The 26,793-nt window shown below is 59.1% G+C and carries 38 protein-coding genes; all 38 read left to right on the top strand.

The window, feature by feature from the left end; all coding sequences use genetic code 11:
- The first annotated feature begins 6 nt into the window (after positions 1–6).
- The 38 genes from tuf to glmM all read left to right on the top strand — a co-directional run bounded on the left by tuf (position 7) and on the right by glmM (position 26,740).
- Complete coding sequence (tuf, locus tag HMPREF3175_RS04290) at positions 7–1,200, top strand: elongation factor Tu (protein ID WP_035758024.1); 1,194 nt, start codon at positions 7–9, stop codon at positions 1,198–1,200.
- 475 nt (positions 1,201–1,675) lie between these two features.
- A complete protein-coding gene (gene rpsJ, locus HMPREF3175_RS04285; RefSeq protein ID WP_035758027.1) occupies positions 1,676–1,984 on the top strand; it encodes a 30S ribosomal protein S10 in 309 nt (102 codons plus the stop codon).
- Between the two features lie 21 nt (positions 1,985–2,005).
- Positions 2,006–2,656 carry a 50S ribosomal protein L3 gene (rplC, locus tag HMPREF3175_RS04280; protein WP_070490810.1) on the top strand — a complete coding sequence of 217 codons (651 nt, stop codon included), beginning with the start codon at positions 2,006–2,008 and terminating at the stop codon, positions 2,654–2,656.
- A 3-nt stretch (positions 2,657–2,659) separates the two neighbouring features.
- Positions 2,660–3,265 (top strand): 50S ribosomal protein L4, encoded by a 606-nt coding sequence (gene rplD, locus HMPREF3175_RS04275; protein WP_035758031.1) that lies wholly within the window; start codon positions 2,660–2,662, stop codon positions 3,263–3,265.
- Entirely contained in the window at positions 3,262–3,570 is a 309-nt protein-coding gene (gene rplW, locus HMPREF3175_RS04270; protein ID WP_035758034.1) for a 50S ribosomal protein L23, read from the top strand. The genes rplD and rplW overlap by 4 nt, the downstream gene beginning before the upstream one ends.
- Before the next feature lie 34 nt (positions 3,571–3,604).
- Positions 3,605–4,444, top strand: coding sequence for a 50S ribosomal protein L2 (gene rplB, locus HMPREF3175_RS04265; RefSeq protein ID WP_035758037.1), 840 nt, complete (start codon positions 3,605–3,607; stop codon positions 4,442–4,444).
- A 10-nt stretch (positions 4,445–4,454) separates the two neighbouring features.
- Positions 4,455–4,736 carry a 30S ribosomal protein S19 gene (gene rpsS, locus HMPREF3175_RS04260; RefSeq protein WP_035758039.1) on the top strand — a complete coding sequence of 94 codons (282 nt, stop codon included), beginning with the start codon at positions 4,455–4,457 and terminating at the stop codon, positions 4,734–4,736.
- A gap of 44 nt (positions 4,737–4,780) precedes the next feature.
- Positions 4,781–5,146 (top strand): 50S ribosomal protein L22, encoded by a 366-nt coding sequence (gene rplV / locus HMPREF3175_RS04255; RefSeq protein WP_035758042.1) that lies wholly within the window; start codon positions 4,781–4,783, stop codon positions 5,144–5,146.
- Positions 5,147–5,929 (top strand): 30S ribosomal protein S3, encoded by a 783-nt coding sequence (gene rpsC / locus HMPREF3175_RS04250; RefSeq protein WP_035758044.1) that lies wholly within the window; start codon positions 5,147–5,149, stop codon positions 5,927–5,929.
- Entirely contained in the window at positions 5,929–6,345 is a 417-nt protein-coding gene (gene rplP / locus HMPREF3175_RS04245) for a 50S ribosomal protein L16 (RefSeq protein ID WP_035758047.1), read from the top strand. Before rpsC ends, rplP begins: the two co-directional genes overlap by 1 nt.
- A 5-nt stretch (positions 6,346–6,350) precedes the next feature.
- Positions 6,351–6,644: a 50S ribosomal protein L29 gene (gene rpmC / locus HMPREF3175_RS04240; protein ID WP_070490821.1), complete on the top strand. Its 294-nt coding sequence runs from the start codon at positions 6,351–6,353 to the stop codon at positions 6,642–6,644.
- Positions 6,644–6,934 (top strand): 30S ribosomal protein S17, encoded by a 291-nt coding sequence (gene rpsQ / locus HMPREF3175_RS04235; RefSeq protein ID WP_035758053.1) that lies wholly within the window; start codon positions 6,644–6,646, stop codon positions 6,932–6,934. The genes rpmC and rpsQ overlap by 1 nt, the downstream gene beginning before the upstream one ends.
- A 437-nt stretch (positions 6,935–7,371) precedes the next feature.
- The gene (gene rplN / locus HMPREF3175_RS04230; protein ID WP_035758055.1) at positions 7,372–7,740 is read left to right on the top strand and encodes a 50S ribosomal protein L14; all 369 of its coding nucleotides are present in this window, start codon (positions 7,372–7,374) and stop codon (positions 7,738–7,740) included.
- A 3-nt stretch (positions 7,741–7,743) separates the two neighbouring features.
- Positions 7,744–8,088, top strand: coding sequence for a 50S ribosomal protein L24 (gene rplX, locus HMPREF3175_RS04225; protein WP_035758058.1), 345 nt, complete (start codon positions 7,744–7,746; stop codon positions 8,086–8,088).
- Positions 8,088–8,657 carry a 50S ribosomal protein L5 gene (gene rplE, locus HMPREF3175_RS04220; RefSeq protein WP_035758061.1) on the top strand — a complete coding sequence of 190 codons (570 nt, stop codon included), beginning with the start codon at positions 8,088–8,090 and terminating at the stop codon, positions 8,655–8,657. Before rplX ends, rplE begins: the two co-directional genes overlap by 1 nt.
- A gap of 79 nt (positions 8,658–8,736) precedes the next feature.
- Positions 8,737–9,135 (top strand): 30S ribosomal protein S8, encoded by a 399-nt coding sequence (gene rpsH / locus HMPREF3175_RS04215; RefSeq protein ID WP_035758064.1) that lies wholly within the window; start codon positions 8,737–8,739, stop codon positions 9,133–9,135.
- 17 nt (positions 9,136–9,152) lie between these two features.
- The gene (gene rplF / locus HMPREF3175_RS04210) at positions 9,153–9,689 is read left to right on the top strand and encodes a 50S ribosomal protein L6 (RefSeq protein ID WP_035758067.1); all 537 of its coding nucleotides are present in this window, start codon (positions 9,153–9,155) and stop codon (positions 9,687–9,689) included.
- A gap of 2 nt (positions 9,690–9,691) precedes the next feature.
- Positions 9,692–10,063 carry a 50S ribosomal protein L18 gene (gene rplR, locus HMPREF3175_RS04205; protein WP_035758070.1) on the top strand — a complete coding sequence of 124 codons (372 nt, stop codon included), beginning with the start codon at positions 9,692–9,694 and terminating at the stop codon, positions 10,061–10,063.
- A gap of 8 nt (positions 10,064–10,071) precedes the next feature.
- Positions 10,072–10,761 (top strand): 30S ribosomal protein S5, encoded by a 690-nt coding sequence (rpsE, locus tag HMPREF3175_RS04200; RefSeq protein ID WP_070490819.1) that lies wholly within the window; start codon positions 10,072–10,074, stop codon positions 10,759–10,761.
- Positions 10,761–10,967, top strand: a complete 207-nt coding sequence (gene rpmD, locus HMPREF3175_RS04195; RefSeq protein ID WP_070490808.1) for a 50S ribosomal protein L30 — start codon at positions 10,761–10,763, stop codon at positions 10,965–10,967. The genes rpsE and rpmD overlap by 1 nt, the downstream gene beginning before the upstream one ends.
- Positions 10,968–10,969: 2 nt before the next feature.
- Positions 10,970–11,428, top strand: coding sequence for a 50S ribosomal protein L15 (gene rplO, locus HMPREF3175_RS04190; protein WP_035758076.1), 459 nt, complete (start codon positions 10,970–10,972; stop codon positions 11,426–11,428).
- A 287-nt stretch (positions 11,429–11,715) separates the two neighbouring features.
- Entirely contained in the window at positions 11,716–13,023 is a 1,308-nt protein-coding gene (gene secY / locus HMPREF3175_RS04185; RefSeq protein ID WP_035758078.1) for a preprotein translocase subunit SecY, read from the top strand.
- Complete coding sequence (locus tag HMPREF3175_RS04180) at positions 13,020–13,589, top strand: adenylate kinase (RefSeq protein WP_070490807.1); 570 nt, start codon at positions 13,020–13,022, stop codon at positions 13,587–13,589. The genes secY and HMPREF3175_RS04180 overlap by 4 nt, the downstream gene beginning before the upstream one ends.
- Before the next feature lie 121 nt (positions 13,590–13,710).
- Complete coding sequence (gene map / locus HMPREF3175_RS04175; RefSeq protein WP_035758082.1) at positions 13,711–14,529, top strand: type I methionyl aminopeptidase; 819 nt, start codon at positions 13,711–13,713, stop codon at positions 14,527–14,529.
- Positions 14,530–14,721: 192 nt separating this feature from the next.
- A complete protein-coding gene (gene infA / locus HMPREF3175_RS04170) occupies positions 14,722–14,943 on the top strand; it encodes a translation initiation factor IF-1 (protein WP_035758084.1) in 222 nt (73 codons plus the stop codon).
- Positions 14,944–15,078: 135 nt separating this feature from the next.
- The gene (gene rpmJ, locus HMPREF3175_RS09880) at positions 15,079–15,192 is read left to right on the top strand and encodes a 50S ribosomal protein L36 (protein ID WP_083285170.1); all 114 of its coding nucleotides are present in this window, start codon (positions 15,079–15,081) and stop codon (positions 15,190–15,192) included.
- A 162-nt stretch (positions 15,193–15,354) separates the two neighbouring features.
- Complete coding sequence (gene rpsM, locus HMPREF3175_RS04165) at positions 15,355–15,729, top strand: 30S ribosomal protein S13 (RefSeq protein WP_035758086.1); 375 nt, start codon at positions 15,355–15,357, stop codon at positions 15,727–15,729.
- A 52-nt stretch (positions 15,730–15,781) separates the two neighbouring features.
- Positions 15,782–16,189, top strand: a complete 408-nt coding sequence (rpsK, locus tag HMPREF3175_RS04160) for a 30S ribosomal protein S11 (RefSeq protein ID WP_035758087.1) — start codon at positions 15,782–15,784, stop codon at positions 16,187–16,189.
- 167 nt (positions 16,190–16,356) lie between these two features.
- On the top strand, positions 16,357–17,346 hold the full coding sequence (locus tag HMPREF3175_RS04155) for a DNA-directed RNA polymerase subunit alpha (RefSeq protein ID WP_035758089.1): 990 nt from the start codon (positions 16,357–16,359) through the stop codon (positions 17,344–17,346).
- Between the two features lie 75 nt (positions 17,347–17,421).
- Positions 17,422–17,994 carry a 50S ribosomal protein L17 gene (rplQ, locus tag HMPREF3175_RS04150; protein ID WP_070490805.1) on the top strand — a complete coding sequence of 191 codons (573 nt, stop codon included), beginning with the start codon at positions 17,422–17,424 and terminating at the stop codon, positions 17,992–17,994.
- Between the two features lie 214 nt (positions 17,995–18,208).
- Positions 18,209–20,191, top strand: a complete 1,983-nt coding sequence (locus HMPREF3175_RS10275; protein WP_070490803.1) for a hypothetical protein — start codon at positions 18,209–18,211, stop codon at positions 20,189–20,191.
- Positions 20,192–20,198: 7 nt separating this feature from the next.
- On the top strand, positions 20,199–20,858 hold the full coding sequence (locus HMPREF3175_RS04140; protein ID WP_070490801.1) for a hypothetical protein: 660 nt from the start codon (positions 20,199–20,201) through the stop codon (positions 20,856–20,858).
- Positions 20,859–21,231: 373 nt separating this feature from the next.
- Complete coding sequence (locus tag HMPREF3175_RS04135; protein ID WP_141742461.1) at positions 21,232–21,540, top strand: hypothetical protein; 309 nt, start codon at positions 21,232–21,234, stop codon at positions 21,538–21,540.
- Between the two features lie 103 nt (positions 21,541–21,643).
- A complete protein-coding gene (truA, locus tag HMPREF3175_RS04130) occupies positions 21,644–22,489 on the top strand; it encodes a tRNA pseudouridine(38-40) synthase TruA (RefSeq protein ID WP_232219335.1) in 846 nt (281 codons plus the stop codon).
- A 320-nt stretch (positions 22,490–22,809) separates the two neighbouring features.
- A complete protein-coding gene (rplM, locus tag HMPREF3175_RS04125) occupies positions 22,810–23,253 on the top strand; it encodes a 50S ribosomal protein L13 (RefSeq protein WP_035758103.1) in 444 nt (147 codons plus the stop codon).
- Between the two features lie 42 nt (positions 23,254–23,295).
- Positions 23,296–23,787 carry a 30S ribosomal protein S9 gene (rpsI, locus tag HMPREF3175_RS04120; RefSeq protein WP_035758105.1) on the top strand — a complete coding sequence of 164 codons (492 nt, stop codon included), beginning with the start codon at positions 23,296–23,298 and terminating at the stop codon, positions 23,785–23,787.
- Between the two features lie 308 nt (positions 23,788–24,095).
- Positions 24,096–25,256 carry a polyphosphate kinase 2 gene (ppk2, locus tag HMPREF3175_RS04115; RefSeq protein WP_239446712.1) on the top strand — a complete coding sequence of 387 codons (1,161 nt, stop codon included), beginning with the start codon at positions 24,096–24,098 and terminating at the stop codon, positions 25,254–25,256.
- A 134-nt stretch (positions 25,257–25,390) separates the two neighbouring features.
- Entirely contained in the window at positions 25,391–26,740 is a 1,350-nt protein-coding gene (gene glmM / locus HMPREF3175_RS04110; protein WP_035758108.1) for a phosphoglucosamine mutase, read from the top strand.
- The last annotated feature ends 53 nt before the right edge of the window (positions 26,741–26,793 follow it).

The following is a 26,793-nucleotide window of genomic DNA, read 5'->3' as shown; positions in this document are numbered from 1 at the left end:
GAATCTGTGGCAAAGGCAAAGTTTGACCGCTCTAAGCCGCACGTAAACGTCGGCACCATCGGCCACGTTGACCACGGTAAGACGACGCTGTCCGCCGCTATCTCGAAGGTATTGGCAGACCGTTTCCCGTCTGACACCAACGTCCAGCGTGACTTCGATACCATTGACTCCGCTCCGGAAGAGCGCCAGCGCGGTATTACCATCTCCATCTCCCACGTGGAGTACGAGACCGAGAAGCGTCACTACGCACACATTGACGCTCCAGGTCACGCTGACTACGTCAAGAACATGATCACCGGTGCTGCTCAGATGGACGGCGCAATCCTCGTGGTTGCTGCTACCGACGGCCCAATGGCTCAGACTCGCGAGCACGTTCTGCTGGCACGCCAGGTTGGCGTTCCTGCACTGCTCGTTGCACTCAACAAGTGCGACATGGTTGACGACGAAGAGCTCCTCGACCTCGTCGAGATGGAGGTTCGCGAACTTCTGTCCTCCCAGGGCTTCGACGGTGATGAGGCTCCAGTCATCCGCGTTTCCGCTTACCAGGCGCTGCAGGGCGACGAGAAGTGGGCTGACTCCATCATGGAGCTCATGAACGCTGTTGACGAGTACATCCCAGACCCAGTCCGCGAGAAGGATCAGCCATTCCTGATGCCAATCGAGGACGTCTTCACCATTACCGGTCGCGGTACCGTTGTTACCGGCCGTGCAGAGCGCGGTACCCTCAAGCTCAACTCCGAGGTTGAGATCGTTGGTCTGCGCCCACTGCAGAAGACCACCGTTACCGGTATCGAGATGTTCCACAAGCAGCTCGACGAAGCATGGGCTGGCGAGAACTGTGGTCTGTTGCTCCGCGGTCTCAAGCGTGAAGACGTTGAGCGCGGTCAGGTTGTTGTCGAGCCAGGCTCGATCACCCCACACACCGAGTTCGAGGCAAACGTGTACATCCTCTCCAAGGACGAGGGTGGCCGCCACAACCCGTTCTACTCGAACTACCGCCCACAGTTCTACTTCCGTACGACTGACGTGACCGGTGTTATTACCCTCCCAGAGGGCACCGAGATGGTTATGCCAGGTGACACCACCGAGATGACCGTCGAGCTCATCCAGCCAATCGCTATGGAAGAGGGCCTCGGCTTCGCTATCCGTGAGGGTGGCCGCACCGTTGGTTCCGGCCGCGTCACCAAGATCATCAAGTAAGACCCGTCTTACTGATCTGGCGCAGGCCACATCGACATGATGTGAATCAGCCATAACGAAACGCCATAACAAAAAGGGGTCCGATTCTCCGCAAGGGGAGTCGGACCCCTTTCGCGTCCCCGCCGCCCACACCCGAAATGAGGCAACCGACGTTGAGCCCATCACATTATTTTGTGAATCAACACAGGATGTGCCACACTAGATAAGTTGGCTTTTTGGGCCTAGAACCAAGATGCCAACACGGTCCCTGCACAAATGACGGCGGATAACACCACACCGGTGAAGACACGCCCGAGTGCGTGGATCGGAGCTCGGCCGAGGCAAGGAACCCTAAAGTATTTAGGATTTGGCTCGCAACCGGGCGTGCCGGTTACAGCAAGCGCATAGAGAACCAGACCTTCCTGGAACTAGCTGCCACCGCTGTGACCCGTGAGGCACACATCAATAACAGTGCTAACAACGTAAGGAAGACAGCATGGCGGGACAGAAAATCCGCATCCGGCTGAAGTCATACGACCACGAAGTCATTGACACCTCCGCACGCAAGATCGTGGATACCGTCACTCGTGCCGGCGCAACCGTCGTCGGCCCAGTGCCGCTGCCAACGGAGAAGAACACGTTCACCGTGATTCGCTCCCCACACAAATACAAGGACTCCCGCGAACACTTCGAGATGCGCACCCACAAGCGCCTCATCGACATCGTGGATCCAACTCCAAAGGCCGTCGATTCGCTCATGCGCCTCGACCTGCCAGCGGATGTCAACATCGAAATCAAGCTTTAATAGGGAGGTGCTGAGATAACTATGACCGCAAGCCGCAACATCAAGGGCCTGCTGGGCACGAAGCTCGGCATGACCCAGGTCTGGGATAAAGACAACAACCTGATCCCGGTCACCGTCGTCAAGGCTGACGCTAACGTCGTCACCCAGCTGCGCAACGAAGAGCGCGACGGCTACACCGCGATCCAGATCGGCTACGGCCAGGTAGACCCAACCAAGGTCACTAAGCCACTCGTTGGCCACTTCAAGGCCGCAGGCGTGACCCCACGCCTCCACGTAGCTGAAGTACGTACCGCTGACGCCGCAGACTACGAACTCGGTCAGGAACTGACCGTCGAACAGTTCGAAGCCGGTTCCAAGGTAGACATCACCGGAACCACCAAAGGTAAGGGCTTCGCAGGTGCAATGAAGCGCCACGGCTTTTCCGGCGCAGGCGCATCCCACGGTCAGCACAAGAACCACCGCAAGCCAGGCTCCGTAGGCCAGGCGTCGACCCCAGGTCGCGTCTTCAAGGGCAAGAAGCTTCCGGGCCGCATGGGCGTTGAGCGTCAGACCACCCTGAACCTCACGGTTCACGGTGTTGACGCAGAAAACAACCTCCTGCTCATCAAGGGCGCAGTCCCAGGTCCGCGTGGCCAGGTTGTCCTGGTTCGCACTGCAGTGAAGGGAGCCTAACCAATGGCTATCAAAACCGTAAAGGTTGATCTCCCAGCAGAGATCTTCGATACCGAGGCCTCCGTTGCTCTCTTGCACCAGGTAGTTGTTGCGCAAGAGGCAGCACGCCGCCAGGGTACGCACAAGACCAAGACCCGCGCTGAACGCTCCGGCTCCGGCATCAAGCCGTTCCGCCAGAAGGGGACCGGCCGTGCACGTCAGGGCTCCATCCGCGAGCCACAGATGCGCGGCGGTGGTATCGCACACGGCCCAGTGCCACGCGACTACTCCCAGCGCACCCCTAAGAAGATGAAGGCGGCTGCACTGCGCGGCGCCCTCACCGATCGTGCCCGCCACGATCGCATCCACGTCGTAGAGGACATCATCACGGGCGACACCCCGTCGACCAAGCAGGCACGCGAAAACCTCAAGTCCCTCACGACCCGGAAGAACCTGCTCGTGGTGCTTGAACGCGCCAACGACGTCGCAGCTCTGTCCGTGCGTAACCTTGAGAACGTTCACGCCCTGTTCGCGGACCAGCTCAACACCTACGATGTGCTCCGCGCTGATGACGTCATCTTCACGAAGGCTGCCTTCGACGCCTTCACCGGTAAGGAGGACGCCAAGTGACTAACATCAACCGTCGCACGGCCCACGACGTGATCGTCGCTCCGGTCGTTTCGGAGAAGAGCTACAACCTGATCGACGAGGGTCAGTACACCTTCCTGGTGGACCCACGCTCGAACAAGACCGAAATCAAGGCTGCAGTAGAGGAGATCTACGGCGTCAAGGTTGCATCGGTCAACACCAGCAATCGCCCGGGTAAGCGTACGCGTACCCGTTTCGGTTGGGGACAGCGCAAGAACACCAAGCGCGCGATCGTCACCCTCCAGGGCGATGACACCATCGACATCTTCGGCGGTCCGGTCGCCTAAGGCAACCGGAGACCACTTTAACGAGGAACAATAAATGGCAATTCGCAAATACAAGCCGACAACGCCGGGCCTTCGTGGCGCGTCCGTTGCCGACTTCGCAGAAATTACGCGCAGCACGCCAGAGAAGTCCCTTCTCCGCCCGCTGCACAAGACCGGTGGCCGTAACAACACCGGCCGCATCACGACCCGTCACAAGGGTGGTGGACACAAGCGCCAGTACCGTCTGATCGACTTCCGTCGCGCAGACAAGGACGGCGTACCGGCGAAGGTCGCGCACATCGAGTACGACCCGAACCGCACCGCCCGTATCGCACTGCTGCACTACGTGGACGGCACCAAGCGCTACATCGTAGCGCCGGAACGTCTCAAGCAGGGCGACCGCGTCGAGTCCGGCCCGAACGCTGACATCAAGCCAGGTAATAACCTGCCGCTGCGCAACATCCCAGTGGGTACCGTTGTGCACGCGATCGAGCTCCGCCCAGGTGGCGGCGCCAAGATGGCTCGTTCCGCTGGTGCATCCGCTCAGCTGGTAGCCCGCGAAGGCAAGTACGCACAGCTGCGTCTGCCATCCGGCGAAATCCGCAACGTTGACGTACGCTGCCGCGCAACCGTCGGCGAAGTCGGTAACGCTGAGCAGATCAACATCAACTGGGGTAAAGCCGGCCGCATGCGCTGGAAGGGCGTACGCCCAACCGTTCGCGGTGTCTCCATGAACCCGGTTGACCACCCACACGGTGGTGGTGAAGGCCGTACCTCCGGTGGCCGTCACCCAGTCAACCCAGCCGGTAAGAAGGAAGGCCGCACGCGCCGTCCTAACAAGTCCAGCGACAAGCTCATTGTGCGCCGTCGCCGCACTGGCAAGAACAAGCGATAGGAGCTCTTAGATGCCACGCAGCCTTAAGAAGGGCCCCTTCGTTGATCAGCACCTTCTTGTGAAGGTCCTGAACCAGAACGAAGCAGGTACCCGCAACGTCATCAAGACGTGGTCCCGCCGTTCCATGATCGTGCCGGACATGCTCGGCCACACGATCGCTGTGCACGACGGACGCAAGCACATCCCAGTGTTCATCACTGAGTCGATGGTCGGACACAAGCTCGGCGAGTTCGCTATGACGCGTACTTTCCGCGGCCACGTGAAGGACGACAAGAAGGGCAAGCGCCGCTGACCATAGGTCAGAGGTTGCAGCTCCTTCCTTAGGAAAGGAAAGCAATGGAAGCCAAGGCAATTGCGCGCCACCTGCGCGTTACGCCGATGAAGGCCCGGCGCGTCGTCAATCTTGTCCGCGGCAAGCAGACGACCGAGGCACTGGCCATCCTGAAGTTCGCCCAGCAGGGCGCTTCGGAGCCTGTGTACAAGGTTGTCGCCTCCGCTGTCGCGAACGCGCGCCAGAAGGCCGATCAGCAGGGTCTGCCGTTCAATGAGGACGAGCTCTACATCAGCGAAGCCTATGTAGACGAAGGCCCAACCATGAAGCGGTTCCAGCCACGCGCCCAAGGCCGTGCATTCCGCATCAACAAGCGCACCAGCCACGTCACCGTGGTCGTTGCCACGCCTGAGAAGGGTGGGGAGAAGTAAATGGGTCAGAAGATTAATCCAAACGGCTTCCGACTCGGCATCACCACCGACCACGTGTCGCGCTGGTTCGCCGATTCGAAGCTACCGGGTCAGTCCTACGCTGACTTCGTCAAGGAAGACGTCAAAATCCGTTCGCTGGTGACTGACGGCATGGATCGTGCCGGCATCTCCAAGGTCGAGATCGAACGTACCCGTGACCGTGTACGCGTGGACATCCACACTGCACGCCCGGGTATCGTGATCGGCCGCCGCGGCGCGGAAGCCGACCGTCTTCGCGGCGAGCTCGAGAAGCTCACCAACAAGCAGGTTCAGCTGAACATCCTCGAGGTCAAGAACCCAGAGACCGATGCACAGCTGGTAGCTCAGGGAATCGCTGAGCAGCTTGCCTCCCGCGTGGCGTTCCGCCGTGCAATGAAGAAAGCCATCCAGTCCGCGATGCGCGCCGGCGCCAAGGGCATCCGTGTCCAGTGCTCCGGTCGCCTCGGTGGCGCAGAAATGAGCCGCCGCGAGTTCTACCGCGAAGGTCGCGTGCCACTGCACACCCTCCGCGCGAACATCGACTACGGCTTCTTCGAAGCAAAGACCACCTTCGGCCGCATCGGCGTGAAGGTCTGGGTCTACAAGGGAGACGTCACTGATAAGGAACTGGCTGCACAGCAGGCAGCAGCACCAGGCCGTGGTGGCCGTCGCGGCGACCGCCGTGGTGGCCGCGGTGGCGAGCGCCGCCGTCGTCACGATCGTGGTGCAGCAGCTCCAGCAGCAGCTGAAGGAGGCAACGCCTGATGCTGATTCCACGTCGCGTCAAGTACCGCAAGCAGCACCACCCAGGCCGTAAAGGCATGGCCTCTGGTGGCACCGAGGTGACTTTCGGTGAGTGGGGCATCCAGGCCCTGACTCCCGCATACGTCACCAACCGCCAGATCGAAGCTGCACGTATTGCGATGACCCGCCACATCAAGCGTGGCGGTAAGGTCTGGATCAACATCTTCCCAGACCGTCCATTGACCAAGAAGCCTGCCGAAACCCGCATGGGTTCCGGTAAGGGTTCCCCGGAGTGGTGGGTTGCAAACGTCAAGCCAGGCCGCGTTATGTTCGAACTGGCTGGCGTTTCCGAAGAGGTCGCTCGCGAAGCTCTTCGCCTGGCAATCCACAAGCTTCCGCTGAAGGCGCGTATTGTGCGCCGCGAGGGTGGTGAATGATCCCAATGGCTATCGGTTCTAAGGATCTGGCAGTCGATAAGCTCGACGGCATGGACAACGCTCGTCTGAACGAGGAGCTTGCAAACGCAAAGAAGGAACTGTTCAACTTGCGTTTCCAGGCTGCAACCGGTCAGCTCGAGCAGCATGGTCGTCTCAAGGCCGTCAAGCGCGACATCGCTCGCATCTACACGATTCTTCGTGAGCGCGAGCTCGGCATCCGCGAGGATGTTGTCGCAACCCAGGCTGACGAGAAGAAGACCAAGAAGAAGAAAACCAAGAAGGCGGAGGACGCTAAGTGATGAGCGAAAAGGAGAACGCTGTGGCCGAAGAGGCACAAGCCCGCGGTTACCGCAAAACCCTGCGCGGTTACGTGGTGTCCGACAAGATGGACAAGACCGTTGTCGTCAACGTTGAGGACCGTGTCAAGCACGCCCTCTACGGCAAGGTCATGCGCCGTTCCAAGCGCGTGAAGGCCCACGACGAGAACAACACCGCTGGTGTTGGCGACTTGGTCATCGTGGCTGAGACCCGCCCACTGTCCAAGGACAAGTGCTGGCGTCTGGTTGAGATCGTCGAAAAGGCGAAGTAAGCTAGAATCGTCTGCAGCTTATATAGCTAACGGGGCAGTAGCACGCTGACCCGGACAGGCCGGAACTGTGATCGCGATAACGCGATTACGGTTCCGGCCTTCTTTTTGTTAGACTGGAACGTCCGTGCGTCAGCTGGCTACGCGCGCCCTAAAACAGGTGAAGCAAGACCTATGGTCTGAAACATCCGTGAAAGGCACGTGAATGGAGACTATCCACCTCCAACCAGCTGACACTGAAGATCAGCCAGCCACACCATCGGCGGCTTGCGCATCTCAAGCACGGGCTCAGACCGAAAGCCTCGGCCTTGAACCCCTCCACTGGAGCAGCACACCTGCCCGACGCATGGGTTCAGGGGTAAGCGATGGTCTGAGAAGTCCATTCATTCCGTTCCGCAAGGCTTCGAGTACGAAGAACCAGCGAGACACAGGAGAGACTAGTGATTCAGCAGGAATCGCGACTGAAGGTCGCCGACAACACGGGCGCCAAGGAAATCCTGGCCATCCGCGTTCTCGGCGGAACCAACCGTCGCTATGCAGGAATTGGTGACGTCATCGTCGCCACCGTCAAGGACGCGATCCCTGGCGGAAACGTGAAGAAGGGCGACGTCGTCAAAGCCGTCGTCGTCCGTACCAAGAAGGAACGTCGCCGCGTTGACGGTTCGTACATCAAGTTCGACGAAAACGCAGCCGTAATCCTCAAGAACGACAACGAGCCACGCGGTACGCGTATCTTCGGGCCAGTCGCCCGCGAGCTGCGCGATAAGCGTTTCATGAAGATCGTTTCGCTGGCGCCGGAGGTGCTCTGACTCATGGGTGCAAAGATCAAGAAAGACGACCTGGTACAGGTCCTGTCCGGCAAGGACAAGGGGCTGCAGGGCAAGGTTCTGAAGGTTATCCCGTCTGAGCAGCGCGTGATTGTTGAAGGCGTCAACGTCGTCACCAAGCACAACCGAGTAGGCCAGACTGACCGCGGTTCCAAGACCGGCGGCATCGAGAAGGTAGAGGCACCGATCCACGTATCCAACGTCGCGATCGTTGACCCAGAAACCAAGAAGCCAACCCGTGTTGGTTTCCGCCTCGAAACCGTAACCAAGGACGGCCGCGAAAAGACCGTCCGCGTTCGTTACGCCAAGGCTTCCGGGAAGGATCTGTGATGACTGAGACCACTACCAAGATCCAGCCGCGTCTGAAGACGAAGTACCGCGACGAGATCCGCGACGAACTGCAGAAGCAGTTCGACTACAAGAACGTCATGGAAGTTCCAGGCCTTGTGAAGGTCGTTGTGAACATGGGCGTTGGCGAAGCCGCACGTGACTCGAAGGTCATCGAAGGCGCAGTACGCGACCTGACCGCGATCACCGGCCAGAAGCCACTTGTATCCAAGGCTCGCAAGTCGATTGCACAGTTCAAGCTGCGCGAAGGCATGCCAATCGGCGCCTACGCGACCCTGCGCAACGACCGCATGTGGGAGTTCGTTGACCGCCTCGTCACGCTGGCACTGCCACGTATCCGTGACTTCCGTGGTCTGAACCCTAAACAGTTCGACGGCAACGGGAACTACACCTTCGGTCTGACCGAGCAGGTTATGTTCCATGAAATCGATCCAGACAAGATCGACCGCACCCGCGGTATGGACATCACCCTCGTGACCACCGCTAAGACCGACGAAGAAGGCCGCGCACTGCTCAAGGCGCTGGGCTTCCCGTTCAAGAACGAAAACTAAACCAACTACGTCGAAGGTCCTTAGCAACAAGCCCTAACAGGCAGCGAGGAAACCCCGACGAGGAAGGGCACAAGCCCACATGACCATGACAGATCCGGTCGCAGACATGCTGACGCGTCTGCGCAACGCGAACTCTGCACACCATGAGGACGTCACCATGCCGTCCTCCAAGCTGAAGGTCCGCATCGCGGAAATCCTCAAGGCTGAAGGCTACATCGCCGACTACGCCGAAGAGGAAGCCCGCGTTGGTAAGAACCTCAAGATTGACCTGAAGTTCGGCCCAAACCGTGAGCGCGCCATCGCAGGCGTACGCCGCGTGTCCAAGCCGGGCTTGCGCGTCTACGCGAAGTCCACTGAGCTGCCTAAGGTATTGGGTGGTCTTGGCATCGCGATCCTGTCCACGTCTTCCGGTCTTCTCACCGACCGGCAGGCAGAGTCCAAGGGCGTTGGCGGCGAAGTCGTCGCTTACGTCTGGTAAGGGAAGGGGAAGACACTATGTCACGTATCGGACGTCTTCCGATCACCATTCCCTCGGGCGTCGAGGTCAAGATCGACGGCCAAGAGGTTTCCGTGAAGGGCCCAAAGGGCGAACTCTCCCACACCGTTCCATCGATGCTGACTGTTTCTCAGGAAGAGAACACCGTCAAGGTCGAACGTCCGGATGACGAGCGTGAAACCCGCGGCCAGCACGGCCTGACCCGCACCTTGATCAACAACATGATCGTAGGTGTCACCGAGGGCTACTCCAAGAAACTCGAAATCACCGGTACCGGTTACCGCGTTATGGCCAAGGGCCAGGATCTCGAGTTCCAGCTCGGCTTCTCGCACCCCATCATGGTGAAGGCCGCCGAAGGCGTGACCTACACCGTGGAAGGCACCAACAAGGTGACCGTTTCGGGTATCGACAAGCAGCGCGTCGGCGAAGCCGCCGCGAAAATCCACAAGCTCCGTAAGCAAGATCCTTACAAGGGTAAGGGCATCAAGTACGAGGGCGAAGTCATCCGCCGCAAGGTCGGAAAGGCAGGTAAGTGACTATGGCTCTGGCTACAAAGAAGAGCTCCCGGGCTGCCTCCCGCAGCCGTCGTCACGCTCGTGTGCGCAAGCACATCGTGGGCACCGCTGTCCGTCCGCGCCTCGTCGTATCCCGCTCCGCGCGCCACATTGTCGCGCAGATCGTGGACGATGGCCGCGGCGTGACGCTCGCGTCCGCCCGCACCATGGAAGCCGATATTCGTGCTTTCGAGGGTGACAAGACCGCAAAGGCTAAGCGTGTTGGCGAACTCATCGCTGAACGCGCGAAGGCAGCCGGTATCGAAGCCGTGGTTTTCGACCGCGGCGGTAACAAGTATCACGGCCGCGTGGCCGCGGTCGCCGAAGGCGCGCGTGAAGGTGGGCTGGCACTGTGAGTGAAGAAATGAAGAACGAAGCCCCTGTGGCAGAGCAGAACAAAACCCAGGGCGAAGAGCAGAAAGACGCCGGTCAGCGTCGCGGACGTGGCGAAGGCCGCGGTCGCGGTGAAGGCCGTGGACGTGGCGAAGATCGCGGCCGTGGCCGTGACAACCGCCGTGGCCAGGACGAAGACAAAGACAAGTTCCTCGAGCGCGTCGTAACCATTAACCGTGTTTCCAAGGTTGTCAAGGGTGGTCGTCGCTTCAGCTTCACCGCTCTTGTCGTAGTAGGTGACGGCAACGGCATGGTTGGCGTCGGCTACGGTAAGGCCAAGGAAGTTCCAGCAGCCATCCAGAAGGGTGTGGAAGAAGCTAAGAAGAACTTCTTCCGCGTTCCACGCGTTGGCACCACCATCCCGCACCGCGTCAAGGGCGAAGCCGCTGCAGGCGTCGTTCTCCTTGTCCCGGCCGCTGAGGGTACTGGTGTTATCGCTGGCGGTCCGGTTCGTGCAGTACTCGAATGCGCTGGCATTCACGACGTGCTGTCCAAGTCGATGGGCTCCACGAACCAGATCAACATCGTGCACGGCACCATCGCTGCGCTGAAGTCGCTTGAAGAGCCAGCAGCTGTCGCTGCTCGCCGCGGCTTGGCCCTCGATGAGGTTGCTCCAAGCGCGATGATCCGCAAGATGCAGAACGCGAAGGCAGGTGCCTAATTATGAAGAACCTGACTCCGTCTGATGCAAAGCTGAACATCACCCTTGTTCGTTCCGTCGCTGGCCGCGCCCCGGCACAGCGTGAGACGGTCCGCTCGCTGGGTCTCAAGCGCATCGGCCACACGGTTGAGCGCACCGCAGACGCAGTAACCGTTGGCATGGTGAACAAGGTGAAGCACCTGGTTGAGGTCGAGGAGGCCAAGTAACCATGTCTGAGAACACTGAGAACCCGATCAAGATCCACGATCTTGCCCCGGCACCAGGTTCCCGCAAGTCCAAGACTCGCGTTGGCCGTGGTGAAGCATCCAAGGGTAAGACCGCAGGTCGCGGTACCAAGGGCACCAAGGCTCGTCGCCAGGTACCTGCAGGCTTCCAGGGCGGTCAGCTTCCGCTGCACATGCGCCTGCCGAAGCTCCGCGGCTTCAAGAACCCATTCCGCACCGAGTACCAGGTTGTCAACCTGACCCGCCTTGAGGAACTGTTCCCAGAGGGCGGCGAGGTCACCGTTGAGGCACTCGTTGCTAAGGGCGCGGTACGCAAGAACCAGCCAGTCAAGGTGCTTGGCACCGGCGAACTGAACGTGAAGCTCGATGTGAAGGTCAATGCCTTCTCCGCATCGGCTTCTGAGAAGATTCAGGCAGCTGGCGGTTCCGCTACCACCGTCTAATGATTCGTTGGGTGTTGTGTGAGCGGATGACTCTCACATAGCGCTCTTCGTCAAGGGGGGCCTCTTCCGTAGAAGTCGGGAGAGGCCCCCCTTTCTCACCTATGTTTTCTGCCCCGTGTGCCGAGGGACCGCGTTTCGCGCTTGCGCAAAGAGTTTCCCTGGAAATTTTCAGGTGATGAATTAGCCCCGGCTTACACTTAGCGGTAGAATCCCAAGAGCTTTACTGTGTTCTGGACAGTTGTGTCCTAAGAACGCAGCTAGATAGTCCACATGCAAGGAGTCCACGCGTGCTGAGCGCAATATCAAGGGTTTTCAAAACCCCAGATCTGCGGCGCAAACTGCTGTTTACGATCGGCATTATCATCGTTTACCGCATCGGCGTTTTCATTCCGTCCCCAGGTGTGGACTATTCCGCGGTCAACCAGTGTCTAGCGATCTCAGAGACCACGGGTGGTCTCTACGAGTTCGTCAACTTGTTCTCCGGTGGCGCACTGCTGCAGGTTTCGATCCTTGCGATGGGCATTATGCCCTACATTACTGCCTCCATTATTGTGCAGTTGTTGCGCGTGGTTGTCCCGCACTTTGAGGCCCTCCATAAGGAAGGCCAAGCAGGTCAGGCCAAGCTGACTCAGTACACGCGTTACCTCACGGTCGGTTTGGGCCTTTTGCAGGCCACCACGTTGGTCACGCTCGCAAACACCGGCAACCTCTTCCCAGGTTGCCCTGTTGAGATCTTCCCGGAGAGCACTCTGTGGACTATTTCGCTTGCGATCGTCGCGCTCACCGCCGGTACGGTCTTCATCATGTGGCTCGGTGAGCTGGCAACCGAACGCGGTGTCGGTAACGGTATGTCCTTGCTGATCTTCGTTTCGATCGTCGCTGGCTTCCCAGGTTCGATGATGAACATCCTTCAGCAGAAGGGCTGGTTCATCTTCATCGTCGTGATCATCCTTGGCCTCGTGGTTCTGGGTTGTGTGGTCTTCGTTGAGCAGTCGCAGCGTCGCGTACCTGTTCAGTATGCCAAGCGCATGATTGGTCGCCGCACGGTTGGCGGTACCTCCACGTACATCCCGATCAAGGTCAACATGGCCGGCGTGATCCCGGTGATCTTCGCGTCCTCGTTGCTGACGCTGCCGATGATGATGGTCCAGTTCAACCAGGACCCGCAGGGCAATATGCCTGGCTGGGTTGAGTGGATCAACGCTAACCTCGCTACCACCTCGGCGCCACTGCACATGGTTCTGTACCTGCTGCTGGTGTTCGGTTTCACTTATTTCTACGTCTCCATCACGTTCAACCCGGTTGATGTTGCAGACGACATGAAGAAGTACGGCGGCTTTATTCCGGGCATCCGCGCGGGCGAGCCGACCGCTAAGTATCTGAGCTACGTCTCGTCCCGTATCACGTTTGCTGGCGCCGTCTACTTGGCGTTGATCGCGATCATCCCAGTGGTTGCGTTGGTTTCGGTCGGGGCAAACCAAAACTTCCCATTCGGTGGTACCTCGCTGCTGATTATGGTTGGTGTTGGTCTTGAGACGGTCAAACAGATCAACGCTCAGATGCAGCAACGACACTACGAAGGACTTCTGCGATGACAAAGCGTTTGTTGATTGTTGGCCCTCCGGGCTCAGGTAAGGGTACTCAGGCTGCACGTATCACCGAGGGTTTGGGTGTTGTAGCGATCTCGACCGGCGACATTTTCCGGGCCAACGTGAAGGAAATGACCCCGCTGGGTGTTGAGGCGAAGAAGTACATGGATCGCGGGGACTACGTTCCGGACTCGGTCACGAACTCGATGGTTGAGGACCGTCTGGCCCAGGATGACGTCAAGGACGGCTTCTTGCTGGATGGCTACCCACGTACGGTTGCTCAGGTTGAGTTCCTCGATGAGGTTTTGAAGGCCAAAGGCCAGGAGCTTGATGCAGTCATCTTGCTGGCAGCAGATGAGGACGAACTGGTTAAGCGTCTTCTGAAGCGTGCAGAGATCGAGGGCCGTGAGGATGACACCGAAGAGGTCATTCGCCACCGTTTGACGGTCTACAAGGAGCAGACCGCCGATGTGGTTGCGGCCTACCGTGAACGCGGCCTGGTCCGTGAGGTCGATGGCCTCGGTGAGCTCGATGAGGTCACCGGACGCATCATGAACGCGTTGAAGGCCTAATTTTCAGAAGGCCTGAAGCGTTGAAGGTTTAGAGATTGTTTGGGCGGCGCCCGGTCCTCGTTTGCGGGGTCGGGCGCCGCTTGTTTGTTTCGTTTCTGGAGTATGGAGGAGGGGCGCTAGGGTGCGCTCGATTGAATACAAGAAGCCGGCGGAGCTGAAGCGGATGGCTGATGCGGGTGTGGTTTTACGTGAGGCACTCGATGAGACGGTCGCCGCAGCTAAGCCTGGAGTGACCACGCTGGAGCTGGATCAGGTGTTCCGCGGAGTGCTTGACCGCCACGGGGCGAAAAGTAACTTCTTGGGGTATTACGGTTTTCCGGCCACGATCTGCGCTTCCGTCAATGAAGAGGTTGTTCACGGGATCCCGGGGGAGAAGGTCCTTGAGGACGGCGATGTTCTGAAGATCGACGGTGGCGCGATCGTCGATGGTTGGCATGCCGATTCTGCACGCACGGTTCTGATCGGTAAGCCATCGGAGGCGGACCAACGCTTGTCTGACATCACGCATGAGGCGATGTGGGCTGGCATCGCTGCGGCCGCATCGGCCCGTTTCGTGGGGCAGATCGGGCAGGCGATCGAGGCGTCGGTGCACCAACAGGGCGGGCATGATCTAGGGATCCTCGAGGACTACTGCGGCCACGGGATCGGCTCCGAGATGCATATGGCCCCGGATGTTCTCAACTACGCCGCGGACTACCGCGGCCCGCGCATCAAGCCGGGCATGGCGCTAGCAATCGAGCCGATGCTGGTCACTGGAAGCTTGGATACCAAGACGTTGGCCGATGACTGGACCGTGGTCACTACCGATGGTGGCCGGGCCTCGCAGTGGGAACACACGGTACTGATCCACCGTGGCGGAATCTGGGTATCGACCGCAGAAGACGGCGGCGCCGCTGACCTAGCTCGCTACGGCGTCACCCCGGCGCCGGTTCAGGCCTAGCACACGCGCCAGTAGTGGCCGGCACGCGAGGGCGATCCGCCTCACACGCGGTTGCTTGAATATGTGCTAGTGAGCTAGGATGGATAGCTGGTTGCTTTGCCACGCATTTAACGTGCAAAGTAGCTGGTCAATCATCGCTATCCGTTGGCATCACGCTCGTGGTGTTGGCGGGTTCGGACGTTAGCGGAGGATATGGGTAAGAAAGAAGGAGTCATCGAGCTGGAGGGCACCGTTACGGAGGCCCTGCCAAACGCGATGTTCCGTGTTCGTTTGCAAAATGATCACGTAGTTTTGGCGACCATCTCTGGAAAGATGCGCCAGCACTACATCCGAATTCTTCCCGAGGACCGCGTGGTCGTTGAACTGACCCCGTATGACCTCAACCGTGGACGGATTGTCTACCGCTACAAGTGATCTCTGAAGATCCAGTCACGGCGAACCCTGCGGAAGGGTCCGCCGTTGGTCTGTGTCTGAAGAGGAATTTGCAGTCTGACGTGATGTTTGAACAACTAAAAACTGATCAATCAGAAACGTAAGGACACAACCGACGTGAAGGTCCATCCGAGCGTGAAGCCGATTTGCGACGACTGCCGCGTTATTCGTCGTCACGGCGTCGTTATGGTTATTTGCTCCAACCCTCGCCACAAGCAGCGCCAGGGCTAAGCGAAACAGTCGACGCACGGCACCACGCCACACATTGAAAATAAGCAGTACCGGGTAGTACCGCTACCGTCTACCCTCGGGCTACCAGGAGGCCGGGGCCGCACCTGAAGGTGCGGAGGGTATTGCCGAACACCTCCTGAACACAGTAAGGAAGAGACCACTATGGCTCGTCTCGCCGGTGTTGATATTCCGCGCGATAAGCGCGCAATCATCGCACTCACCTACATCTATGGCGTGGGCAAGACCCGTGCCGCCGAGACCCTCGAAGCAACGGGCATCGACCCGAACACGCGCATCAAGGATCTCAGCGACGATCAGCTCGTGAAGCTGCGCGACCACATCGAGGGCTCCTACACGGTTGAAGGTGACCTTCGCCGTGAGGTTGCAGCCGATATTCGCCGCAAGGTTGAAATCGGCTCCTACCAGGGTGTGCGTCACCGTCAGGGCCTGCCGGTCCACGGTCAGCGCACCAAGACCAACGCTCGCTCGCGCAAGGGTCCTAAGCAGACCGTTGCCGGTAAGAAAAAGGCCCGCTAATCCACGCGGTTAGCTCGCCCAATTTAGAGAAGACTTTCAGGTAGGAGTAAAAATGCCCCCAAAGGGTCAGGCCACGAGCGCGGCACGTAAGCCGCGTCGCGTAGTCAAGAAGAATGTTGCGCAGGGTCATGCGCACATCAAGTCCACGTTTAACAACACCATCGTTTCGATCACCGACCAGACCGGTGCTGTGATCTCCTGGGCCTCTTCGGGCCAGATGGGTTTCAAGGGCTCGCGCAAGTCGACCCCGTACGCTGCGCAGATGGCTGCCGAGAAGGCCGCTAAGGAAGCGCAGAACCACGGCATGCGCAAGGTCGATGTTTTTGTGAAGGGCCCGGGTTCGGGTCGCGAAACCGCAATCCGTTCGCTTCAGGCAGCAGGCCTCGAGGTTGGCTCCATTCAGGATGTCACCCCGGTTGCACACAACGGCTGCCGCCCGCCGAAGCGTCGTCGCGTCTAGTACGCGGGTTGCGCGCTGGACAACGCAATGCAGTACAAAATGTGTTGTGGTGTCCTGTCCCGGAAGATCCGATGTTCTTCCCCCGGAGTGGGGAGCAACAGTTCCTCATTCACCCAGTCGCCATCTGCAGCGTCATATAGCGGACGCTCGCTGAAAGGACAACATCCGTGCTAATTGCACAGCGCCCGACCCTGACCGAAGATCAGCTGTCTGAGACCCGTTCACGCTTCACCCTTGAGCCGCTTGAGCCAGGTTTTGGCTACACGATCGGTAACTCTCTGCGCCGTACTCTGCTTTCCTCCATCCCAGGTGCCGCTGTAACCAGCGTGCGCATCGAGGGTGTTCTGCACGAGTTCACGACCGTTGAGGGTGTCAAGGAGGACGTCACCGAGATCGTTCTCAACGTGAAGCAACTCTCCGTTTCCTCTGAGCACGACGAACCAGTTGTTGCGTACCTGCGCAAGCAGGGCCCTGGCGTTGTCACCGCTGGTGACATCTCTGCACCTGCAGGTGTTGAGATCCACAACCCAGAGCTTGAGATCGCAACGCTCAACGAAAACGGAAACTTCGATATGGAGCTCACCATTGAGCGCGGCCGCGGCTACGTGTCCGCCGCTCAGAACAAGCGTGAAGATTCCGAAATCGGCCGTATTCCGGTTGACTCGATCTACTCGCCGGTTCTCAAGGTGACGTTCCGCGTAGACGCAACCCGTGTTGAGCAGCGCACTGACTTTGACAAGCTCATTCTCGATGTCGAGACCAAGCCGTCGATGTCTCCACGTGACGCTGTAGCCTCCGCCGGCGTGACCCTCGTTGGTCTGTTCGGCTTGGCGCACGAGCTCAACAAGGAATCCGAAGGCGTCGAGATCGGCCCATCCCCAACGGATGAGCAGGCAGCCGCTGACATGGCACTGCCGATCGAAGATCTTGAGCTTACGGTGCGTTCCTACAACTGCCTGAAGCGCGAGGGTATCCACACCGTTGGTGAGTTGGTAGCCCGCTCTGAGGCGGATCTCATGGACATCCGTAACTTCGGCGCAAAGTCGATTGACGAGGTCAAGTCCAAGCTCGACGAGCTGGGCCTTGCACTCAAGGATTCACCAGCAGGATACGAAGCTCCTCTGGCGGATGACGACTACGAAACTGAAGAGTTCTGAGTTCGCTCTCTGAAGCGTCTCGCATGGTCTCACCCGCGGTAACGGGTCAGGCCTCACTCAAGGAGATTTACGACTATGCCAACCCCAACTAAGGGCCCACGCCTCGGCGGTAGCCCGGCGCATCAGCGCCTCATTTTGTCCAACATGGCAGGTGAGCTTTTCACTCACGGCCGTCTGAAGACCACGCTGACCCGTGCCAAGCGTCTGCGTCCGTTCGCGGAGAAGCTGATCACGACTGCTAAGGCTGGCGATCTCAACGCTCGCCGCCGCGTGCAGTCTGCGATCGCTCCGCGTTCGGCAACGAACAAGAACGCTGTGTACGAGCTGCTGACCAACATCGCTCCGGCTATGGCAGAGCGCAACGGTGGTTACACCCGTATCACCAAGATCGGTAACCGCTCCGGCGATAACGCGCCGATGGCTGTTATCGAGCTCGTCATGGAGCCGGTTTCCCCTAAGCAGGCTGTTGTGAAGGAAGCCCAGAAGGCTACCGAGCAGGCAGCACCTGAGGTGGAGACCCAGGAAGACGCGCCAGCCAACGTAGCTGAGATGGACGAAGCCGCAACCCCGGCTGAGGCCACCGAGACTGAAGCCGCCGAGGCTCCGGCTGATGAGGCACAAGAGACTGAGGCCAAGGAAGACAAGTAAGTCCTTCCGGGCCTAAGCCTTTCCACGTTGAGCTAAGCGCCGCTTAGACCACACATAAGTTCCCGCATCGTAAGACGGTGCGGGGACTTATGTTTTTAACGTGAGGCACTATATCCTGGGTGCCTAGATTACGCTTGAGACAAGCATCACTCTTCTCGGTCAGTCTTCACCTCAAGACCCCTTGACACCTCAAGAACACAGAAAAGAAGCCCGCATGAACGCACTGAAAGCAAGCGTTGCCTCTCACGCGCACTCGAAAGAAAGCCAACGTCGTTGGCCAACGCTGTTCCTGGTTCTGCTGGCATTGTGCTCGCTGGTTCTGACGGCGTGCTCGGTGGATATCACAACCACCCAGAAGATGGACGCCAACGGCAAGGGGACCCGCAGCATGACTGTGGTGGCTGAGCTGAGCAAGAAAGAAGCCGGCAAGGTCGATGTGAAGAAGATCGAGAAGACACTCAAGAAAGCTGCGCCTGAGGGTACCAAGGTTGACAGTGTCAAGAAGAAGGGCCGGAAACTCACGGTCAGCGTCACGATGTCATTCAAGGATATTGAGGACTATAAGAAAGTTCTCAATAACGCGTTGGATGCTGGTGGCCTGAGCCCGTCTGTACGAGTTGACTTTGAGTCCATCAACGCGCAGCTACGTCACGGATTCACGCTGGAGGAGAATGTCTCAAGCGGGCAGCTATTGCAATGGGTGCGCAAGGCGCTACTCGATAACAAGATTGTGAGCAAGAAGAAGGCCGATGCTGTATCGCCCAAGGACCGCGGCGGGACATTGTCGGTTGGAAATGAGTCCACTAAGGCTCCGAGGACTCCGTTCCAAGAGTCTAAGGTTACCGATCACGGTTTCATAGCAGTTACCCCGCTGATTGAGAAGCGTACTGATGGCTACCGCTTCGCGGTCGTGTACAGAGTAGAATCTGGAAGTAGAGAGGCAGAGAAAGCGCGTGAGAAGTGGATCGACTCCGTAATGCCGGACGGTGCCCAAAAGGTTGAGCTACCCGGTTCTGTGGGAACTGATCGTGAGCATATCGCTGTGGTGATGGACGTCAAGGACGAGACCGAGCTCAAAGACGCTTTGGGTGCTTTGCTCGGGGATAAAAACCTGGAGGTTAGCATCACCGATCTGGACGAGCCGGAGGGGTTGTTTACCCGCGTCTACGAATACACGCTAGAGGCGGACTGCTCCCAGATATGTGAGGACGGGAGTTCGATACCGCTTAGACCATACGTCTCGACCCCGGGTGTAGGCACAGACGGTTATAAATATCCCAACCAATCGACGCTTGATGAACTAGGTTTCACCGACGGAGCAATATTTACCGCGATCAGCGAGGTGTCAAGTGACAACAGGTTCCATGCTCTTGATGTGAAGCCCATGAAAATGACGAGCATCACCGCACTGTTGAAGCCCGGGGTAGGGGAGAAAGCTTCCTTCGAAGTTGCGGTAGCGGTCCCAGAGTCTGAACTGGGTGCAGAGGTTGAAAAGTTAGAGGAGGCCTTTACTCCAAGCCATGGTTCTCTGACCTCGGAGAAGAAGGATGACCAACGAGTCTTCACTTTCACATGGGAGGGGAAGAACCCTGAGGAGCTTGAACGAAAAGTCCAGGTGACGTTCAATTCCTTCTCGATGCAGGAGAACCGTGGGGGTGGGTTGTGGCCTGAGTCGACAGTTCAGGTTGATTTTGCCCCTGAGCGAGACCTGAACACCACGATCAGTTCCATCCCAACGCTCAAGGTTGAGCTTCCGTTGATGCACGGGGTGAAGGGGGGAGTACCAGCGGACGGCTTCGGGCTGCACAACGGCCATGCCGAGTTCGCCTATAGTGGCCCGGCATTGGCCTGGTTTATCACGATGGGTGTGCTCCTGCTCATCGTCATCGCAGCGATTGTGCTGCTGGTGGTTTTCCGCAAGAAGATCGCAGCTAAGTTGAAGAGCGCCGGGGAGGGCAACAGAGACGGACATAGTTCCCAGGTGAATGCCTACAACACGGTGCGTGCGCAATACAATCCGCCGGCACCACCAGCGGGTGATGCCGGACCTCCGGCTCCACCAGCTGATAGCACCGCACCTCCCGCACCTCCAGGTGATAGCACCGCACCTCCCGCGCCGTCGACGCCGCCCGCACCTCCAGTGCCTTCAACTGAAGACGCTGGGCCGCCAGCGCCTCCGCCTCTACCGGAGAAATGAGTCTTGCATGAACGCATTACGCCGGCCCCTTGCTCAGCGACCTGATGCCGAGCGGTGTCAACGCCGCTGGCCGGTGCTGTTCGTTGTCTTGTTGGCCTTGTGTTCGCTGGTGTTGACGGCATGCGCGGTGGATATCGAGACCGATCAAGACGTGGGTGCGTACGGCAAGGGAACCCGCAGCATAGTTGTGGCTGCCGGGAAGGCATCGAATACGCCTAGTAACAGCCCCTTGCGCAAGCCCAAGATCAAAGAACATGGTTTCAGACAGATCGTCCCGCTGATCGAGAACCGAGCTGATGGATACCGGCTCGCGGTCGTCTATCGACTAGATGGGGAAGGCGAAGACGCGGAGAAGGCGCGTGAGAGGTGGATTGACTCCACGATGCCGGAAGACGCTCGGAAGGTGAAATCCACCATCACAATCGGCTTGGGGCGCGAAGAAGCCGCTGTGGTGATGGATGCCAAGGACGATGCGGAGCTCCAACCGCGTTACGTGCTTTGCTGGGGGACAAGAACCTTAAGGTCAGTATCACAGAGTTGGCAGAGCCGCCTGGATCGTTTGCACGCGGCTACGAGTACGCGCTTGAGACGGACTGCTCGCACATCTGCGGAGGTCGGCCAGAGCTGGTGCTATCTCCGTACGTATCGACTCCCGGCCCTGGGATAGGCGGAGAGAAGTACATCGACGCTTCAAGGATGAAGGGTCTCGGTTTCACCGAAGGGGCAACGTTTACTCAGCTCATCAAGAGGGATGGAGATAATGCGTTCCGCGCTCGTGAGGCGAGAGGAGTGAAGCTAACGAGCGTAACGGCGGTTGTGAAACCGGGCTCAGGGGAAAGGTTTCCTTTGAAGTTTCGGTAACGGTTCCGGAGTCCGAGCTGGGCGGAGGAAGCGAAAACTTTGAAGAGGCTTTAACACCGGAGAACGGCTCTCTGACGTTGCAGAAGAAAGGTGACCAACAGGTCTTCATTTTCACGTGGGAAGGGAAGGACCCTGAGGAACTCACTGAGAAGGTTCGGCAGACCTTCACATCTTTTACAATGAGTGAGAGCCGCAAGGGTGGCCTGTGGCCAGAAACTAGGGCGCAGGTACGGTTTGCCCCGGAACGTGACCTGAAAACCACCATCGAAACCACGCCGAGGCTCAGGGTTGAGCTTCCGTTCATGCACGGGGTGAAGGATGAGGTGCCGGATCAAGGCTATGACCTGAGCGAAGCCCATCAGCACTTCGTCTATAGCGGCCCGTCCTCGGCGTGGTTCATCACGATGGGTGTGCTGGCGGCGCTCGTCCTCGCAGGGCTTGTGCTTTTGCTGGTCTTCCGCAAGAAGATCGCAGCTAAGCTGACATAGCGAGGGCAGGATAGCCGACGGCCCTATTTGGCCGTGCCGTGTACTTCCATCTATGCGTTGACGTTCGGTTAGTGGCACCGCGGCTAGGATGGGGCTCGTGGATATGCAGAGGTTCGCGATTCGGCTTTCGTATGACGGCACGCCTTTCAGCGGGTGGGCTCGGCAGCCGAATCAGCCGAGTGTGCAGCAAGCTGTCGAAGATGCATTGTTCACGATCACTCGAACCGAAGTGCGCACGGTGGTTGCGGGGCGCACGGATGCCGGGGTACACGCGCTCGGGCAGATGATCCACTGCGACCTCTCCCCGGAAGCGACCGCCAAACTGACCGTACGGGACGGATCGGCGCGCATCGAGGAAACCCTGGTGCGGCGCCTCAACGCGGTGCTCGCCCGCGCCACGGACCGAGCCGTCATCATCGACTCAGCCCGCATGGTACCGCCTGGATTTGACGCGCGGTTCTCCGCTCTGCGCCGGCATTACCGGTACCTGATCGCTGACGGGCCGCATCGTTGGAATCCGCTCCGCCGCAACGACGTGCTGTTCCATCCACGCGAACTCGACCCAGCGGCGATGCACGAAGCCGCTCAGGGGCTCTTGGGGCTCAACGATTTCTTGTCGTTCTGTAAGCCGCGCGAGCATTCCTCTACGATCCGTGACCTCCAAGAGATCAGCGTGACACGCTCGCCGGATGGCTTCGTTGAGGCTCGGCTGAGCGCGGACGCGTTCTGCCACCACATGGTCCGCACGATCGTCGGTGCGCTCATCAGCGTAGGCGAAGGTACGCGCCCCGTGGACTGGCCTGCGCAACGGTTAGGGGAGCGGGTGCGCGATGCGAACACCAAGATGGCCGCCGGGCACGCGTTGGTCTTGATAGATGTTGATTACCCTGACGACGATGCGGCGGCGGCCCGCGCAGATGCGACCCGCGCCCGCAGGGATCAGGAATAGGGGCTCGGTGTGGGGGAGTTGGCCCAGGACAGCCGAGCTAGGAGATGCTGGTCACCATAGGTTGGTCATCGGCGAGGAGTTTAAGCTAGACTAGATAGCTGTTGCGCAGTGCGCTCTTGACACCACCTGTTTACGTGACGGTCCAGTTGCAGGACCTCTGGTCTGTGAACAGCGCAAGAGAGTAAGCGAACCGGCTACGGCCCTCACCCGTAGCGCGTGTGCGCCGGCGCATCATCCGCACGGCGGTGCGAACCCTGGTTACCTCACGACAACCAGCTCGAGACCGTCTGACCAGTATTCAACCGAAGGCAAAAAGAACAGTGCGTACGTACTCTCCTAAGGCCGAAAACGTCGAGCGCGATTGGTACATCATCGACGCTGAGGACGTTGTTTTGGGCCGCCTCGCAAGCCAGGCCGCAACCCTGCTGCGCGGTAAGCACAAGCCGACTTTCGCCCCACACAATGACCAGGGCGACTACGTCATCATCATCAACGCTGAGAAGGTTGCCCTCACCGGCGCCAAGCTCGAACAGAAGCGCGCATACCGCCACACCGGTTTCCCGGGCGGTCTGCGCTCCACCAACTACGCTGAGCTTCTGGAGAAGAACCCGACGCTCGCAGTGGAGAAGGCTGTCAAGGGCATGTTGCCTCACACCCGCCTGGGTAAGCAGCAGCTGACCAAGCTGAAGGTGTACCGCGGTGCAGAGCACCCACACGCCGCTCAGCAGCCTAAGACCTTCGAAATCACGCAGGTCTCCCAGTAACACTGGGCCACCCGATAACGGACATCTTCTAAGGAGACTAAAGTGGCTCAGAACGAAGAGCTCACCGAGGGCCAGGTTCCCTCGACCTACACGACTGAATCCGCGCCGGTTGCAGAAGCAACCGAAGCAACCCCACGCAACCTGACCGTTGCTGGTTCCGCTGTTGGCCGCCGCAAGCGCGCGATCGCACGCGTTCGCGTTGTCCCTGGCTCCGGCAAGTGGACCCTCAACGGCCGTGAACTCGCCGAGTACTTCCCGAACAAGCTGCATCAGCAGGAAGTGAACGATCCGTTCACCGTTCTAGAACTCGAAGGCGCATACGATGTGATCGCTCGCATCCACGGCGGTGGCCCATCCGGCCAGGCCGGTGCCCTGCGTCTCGGTATCGCTCGTGCGCTCAATGAGATTGACCGCGAGAACAACCGCCCAGCACTCAAGAAGGCTGGCTTCCTAACCCGTGACGCACGCGTCATCGAGTCGAAGAAGGCTGGTCTGAAGAAGGCACGCAAGGCGCCACAGTACTCGAAGCGTTAATTTTCGCTCACACACCTCCCGCTGGAGTGTGTATGCGCGGGTGGCTCGTCCCTTTGGGGCGGGCCACCCGCTCGTTTAACCCCGTTCGTTTAACCCCGCACGGCAACCAGCCGGCTCTGTCCGCGCGCATGTTTGGCAACCCCACCTGTGCGTCCAGACGGCTCTGCCTGCCCGCCCATCGTGACGCGGGATGCCTGTGATGGCCCTTACGAAACACGCAAAGTAGCCCTTTTCTAACGTAAAATGGGAATGTTGGGAGTGGTCTATCCTGCCAACGTTTGCATCATTCACCCTGAAGAAGGAATCGCATGGCTACCTCACGAAAAGGCAGCAGCAATAACTCCAAAGCCCAGAGCGAGGCGAACACGGTCGAGGATAAAGACGTGAAGCCAGCTGACGCATCGGATGCTTCGAAGGAACAGGCCGCGATGACGGCGGAACCGAACCGCGAGCTCAATGGCGAAGAAGCGCTGTACACCGTGAGCGGTACGACCAACCGTCGTGAGGAAAAAGATGAGTTCCTGAAGCAGTTTGGAGATGACGTGGACTACAAAGAGCTCGATAAGAGCGAGACCCGCTTCGACCCTATTAAGGACGATGCCGAAGACAGGATCTCGAAGCTCGAGCTCGATGACGACGCATGGCGCCAGGGCTACCCATACGAGAAGAAGCTCGGCCGCCGCGAATACGAAAAAGAGAAGCGCAAACTGCAGATCGAGCTGCTGAAAATGCAGCGTTGGATGCAGGATAACGACGAGCGCCTCGTCATCATCTTCGAAGGCCGTGACGCCGCAGGTAAGGGTGGCGCGATCAAGCGTTTCACCGAGCACCTGAACCCGCGCGGCGCCCGCGTTGTTGCACTCGCGAAACCAACCGAGGTTGAGCAGACCCAGTGGTACTTCCAGCGTTACATCCAGCACCTGCCATCCGGTGGTGAGATCGTGCTGTTCGACCGCTCGTGGTACAACCGTGCCGGCGTTGAGCGCGTCATGGGGTACTGCACCCCACGCCAGTACGTTGAGTTCATGCGTGAAACCCCAGAGCTTGAACGGATGCTCGTGAACTCCGGTATCCGTTTGGTCAAGCTGTGGTTCTCGGTCTCCCGTGCCGAGCAGCTGCACCGCTTCGCATCCCGCGGCACCGATCCGGTACGCCAGTGGAAGCTCTCGCCAACGGACCTGGCCTCCCTGGATAAGTGGGACGACTACACCGAGGCTAAGCAGGCGATGTTCTTCTACACCCACACCGGAGACGCCCCGTGGACCGTGGTGAAGTCCAACGACAAGAAGCGTGCCCGCCTCGAAGCGATCCGTCACGTCCTGAACACGGTCGATTACCCAGGTAAGGACCCTGAGGTTGTCTACGAACCGGATCCGCTGATCGTGGGTTCCGCTGACCGTGTATTCGAAGCAGATGAGGGCCCAGTGGGTGAGTTCCCGCTCATCGACGGTTTCGCATCAGATAACTAATCAGTAGCTCGTGTGAGCGGGCCGCTAGACAATTCTTTGTCACGCCGCGGGTGATGCTGTCAACAGCATCGCTCGCGGTGTGCTCGTATGTGGCGGGGGTCAAGAGCACTCCGCCGGACTCGTAGGATAGATATATGACTCGACTATTCGGCACCGATGGTGTGCGCGGCAGAGCTAATAAACTTTTGACCCCGGAACTGGCGATGAGCCTCGCTCAGTCAGCTTCCGTTGTCTTGGGTTTCAACGACATTGAAGGGAACCGGAAACCGGTCGCTGTGGTCGCTAAAGACCCTCGCATCTCTGGTTCCTTCATTTCCGCGGCGATCGAGGCGGGGCTGTCCGCCTCTGGCGTGGAAGTCTATGACGCCGGCACACTCCCAACCCCCGCAGCGGCCTTCCTGGTTGCAGACCTAGAAGCGGATTTCGGCGTCATGATTTCCGCTTCCCACAACCCCGCCCCGGATAACGGGATCAAGTTCCTCGCCCGCGGCGGGCAGAAACTCGATGACGCGCTAGAGGACGCGATCGAATCCCGGATGCAGTTGGAGCCTCTGCGTCCCCAGGGCGGCGACGTGGGGCGGGTATACCGCTTTGCTGATGCGGAAGACCGCTACGTGATGCACTTGCTACAGACGTTGCCGAACCGTCTGGACGGCGTCAAAGTTGTGATCGATGCGGCCCACGGCGCTGCTTCCGGTTGTTCCCCGGACGCGTTCCGTGCCGCTGGCGCAGAGGTCGTGGTGATCGGCGCTTCCCCGGACGGGGTGAACATCAACGAAGGCTGCGGCTCAACGCATCTGGAGATGCTTCAGAAGGCTGTTGTTGAACACGGAGCGGACATGGGTGTGGCCCACGATGGTGATGCGGACCGCTGCTTGACCGTTGACCATGAGGGCAACGTGATCGACGGGGACAAGGAGATGGCGATCCTCGCGATCGCGATGCATGAGGCCGGCAAGCTCAAGGACGAGACTCTGGTTGTCACGGTGATGAGCAACCTCGGGTTGAAACTTGCGATGAAGGAACGCGGCATCAAGGTTGTTGAGACCTCGGTGGGGGACCGTTACGTTCTCGAGGAGATGCGTAAGAACGGTTACTCGCTAGGCGGTGAGCAGTCCGGTCACGTGATCATGCAGGAGTATGCGACCACCGGCGACGGCGTGCTGACCGGCCTGCACTTGGCCGCACGGGTTGCCGCTACCGGTAAGACCCTCAAGGAACTCGGTGATGCCGTGACGGTTCTGCCGCAGGTCCTAATCAACGTGCGCGGCGTTGACAAGGCTGGCGTTGGTTCTTCTGTCGAGATCCAGAAAGCCGTGGCTGAAGCCGAAGAACGCCTCGGAGACACTGGGCGCGTACTGTTGCGTCCATCGGGTACCGAACCTGTTGTGCGCGTCATGGTTGAAGCCGCAACCGAAGAGCAAGCCACCGACGAGGCCCGGCACCTGGCCCAGACCGTCCAGACAGCGCTACCACTCGGATAGATGGACAGTATGCTGTCGGAAGCTAACGGTTAAACGGTTGGGGCCCGGAACCA

The sequence above is a fragment of the Arthrobacter sp. HMSC08H08 genome (assembly GCF_001807575.1).
In the GTDB taxonomy this organism is placed as follows: domain Bacteria; phylum Actinomycetota; class Actinomycetes; order Actinomycetales; family Micrococcaceae; genus Pseudoglutamicibacter; species Pseudoglutamicibacter albus.
This window is presented reverse-complemented; position numbering and strand designations above follow the sequence as displayed.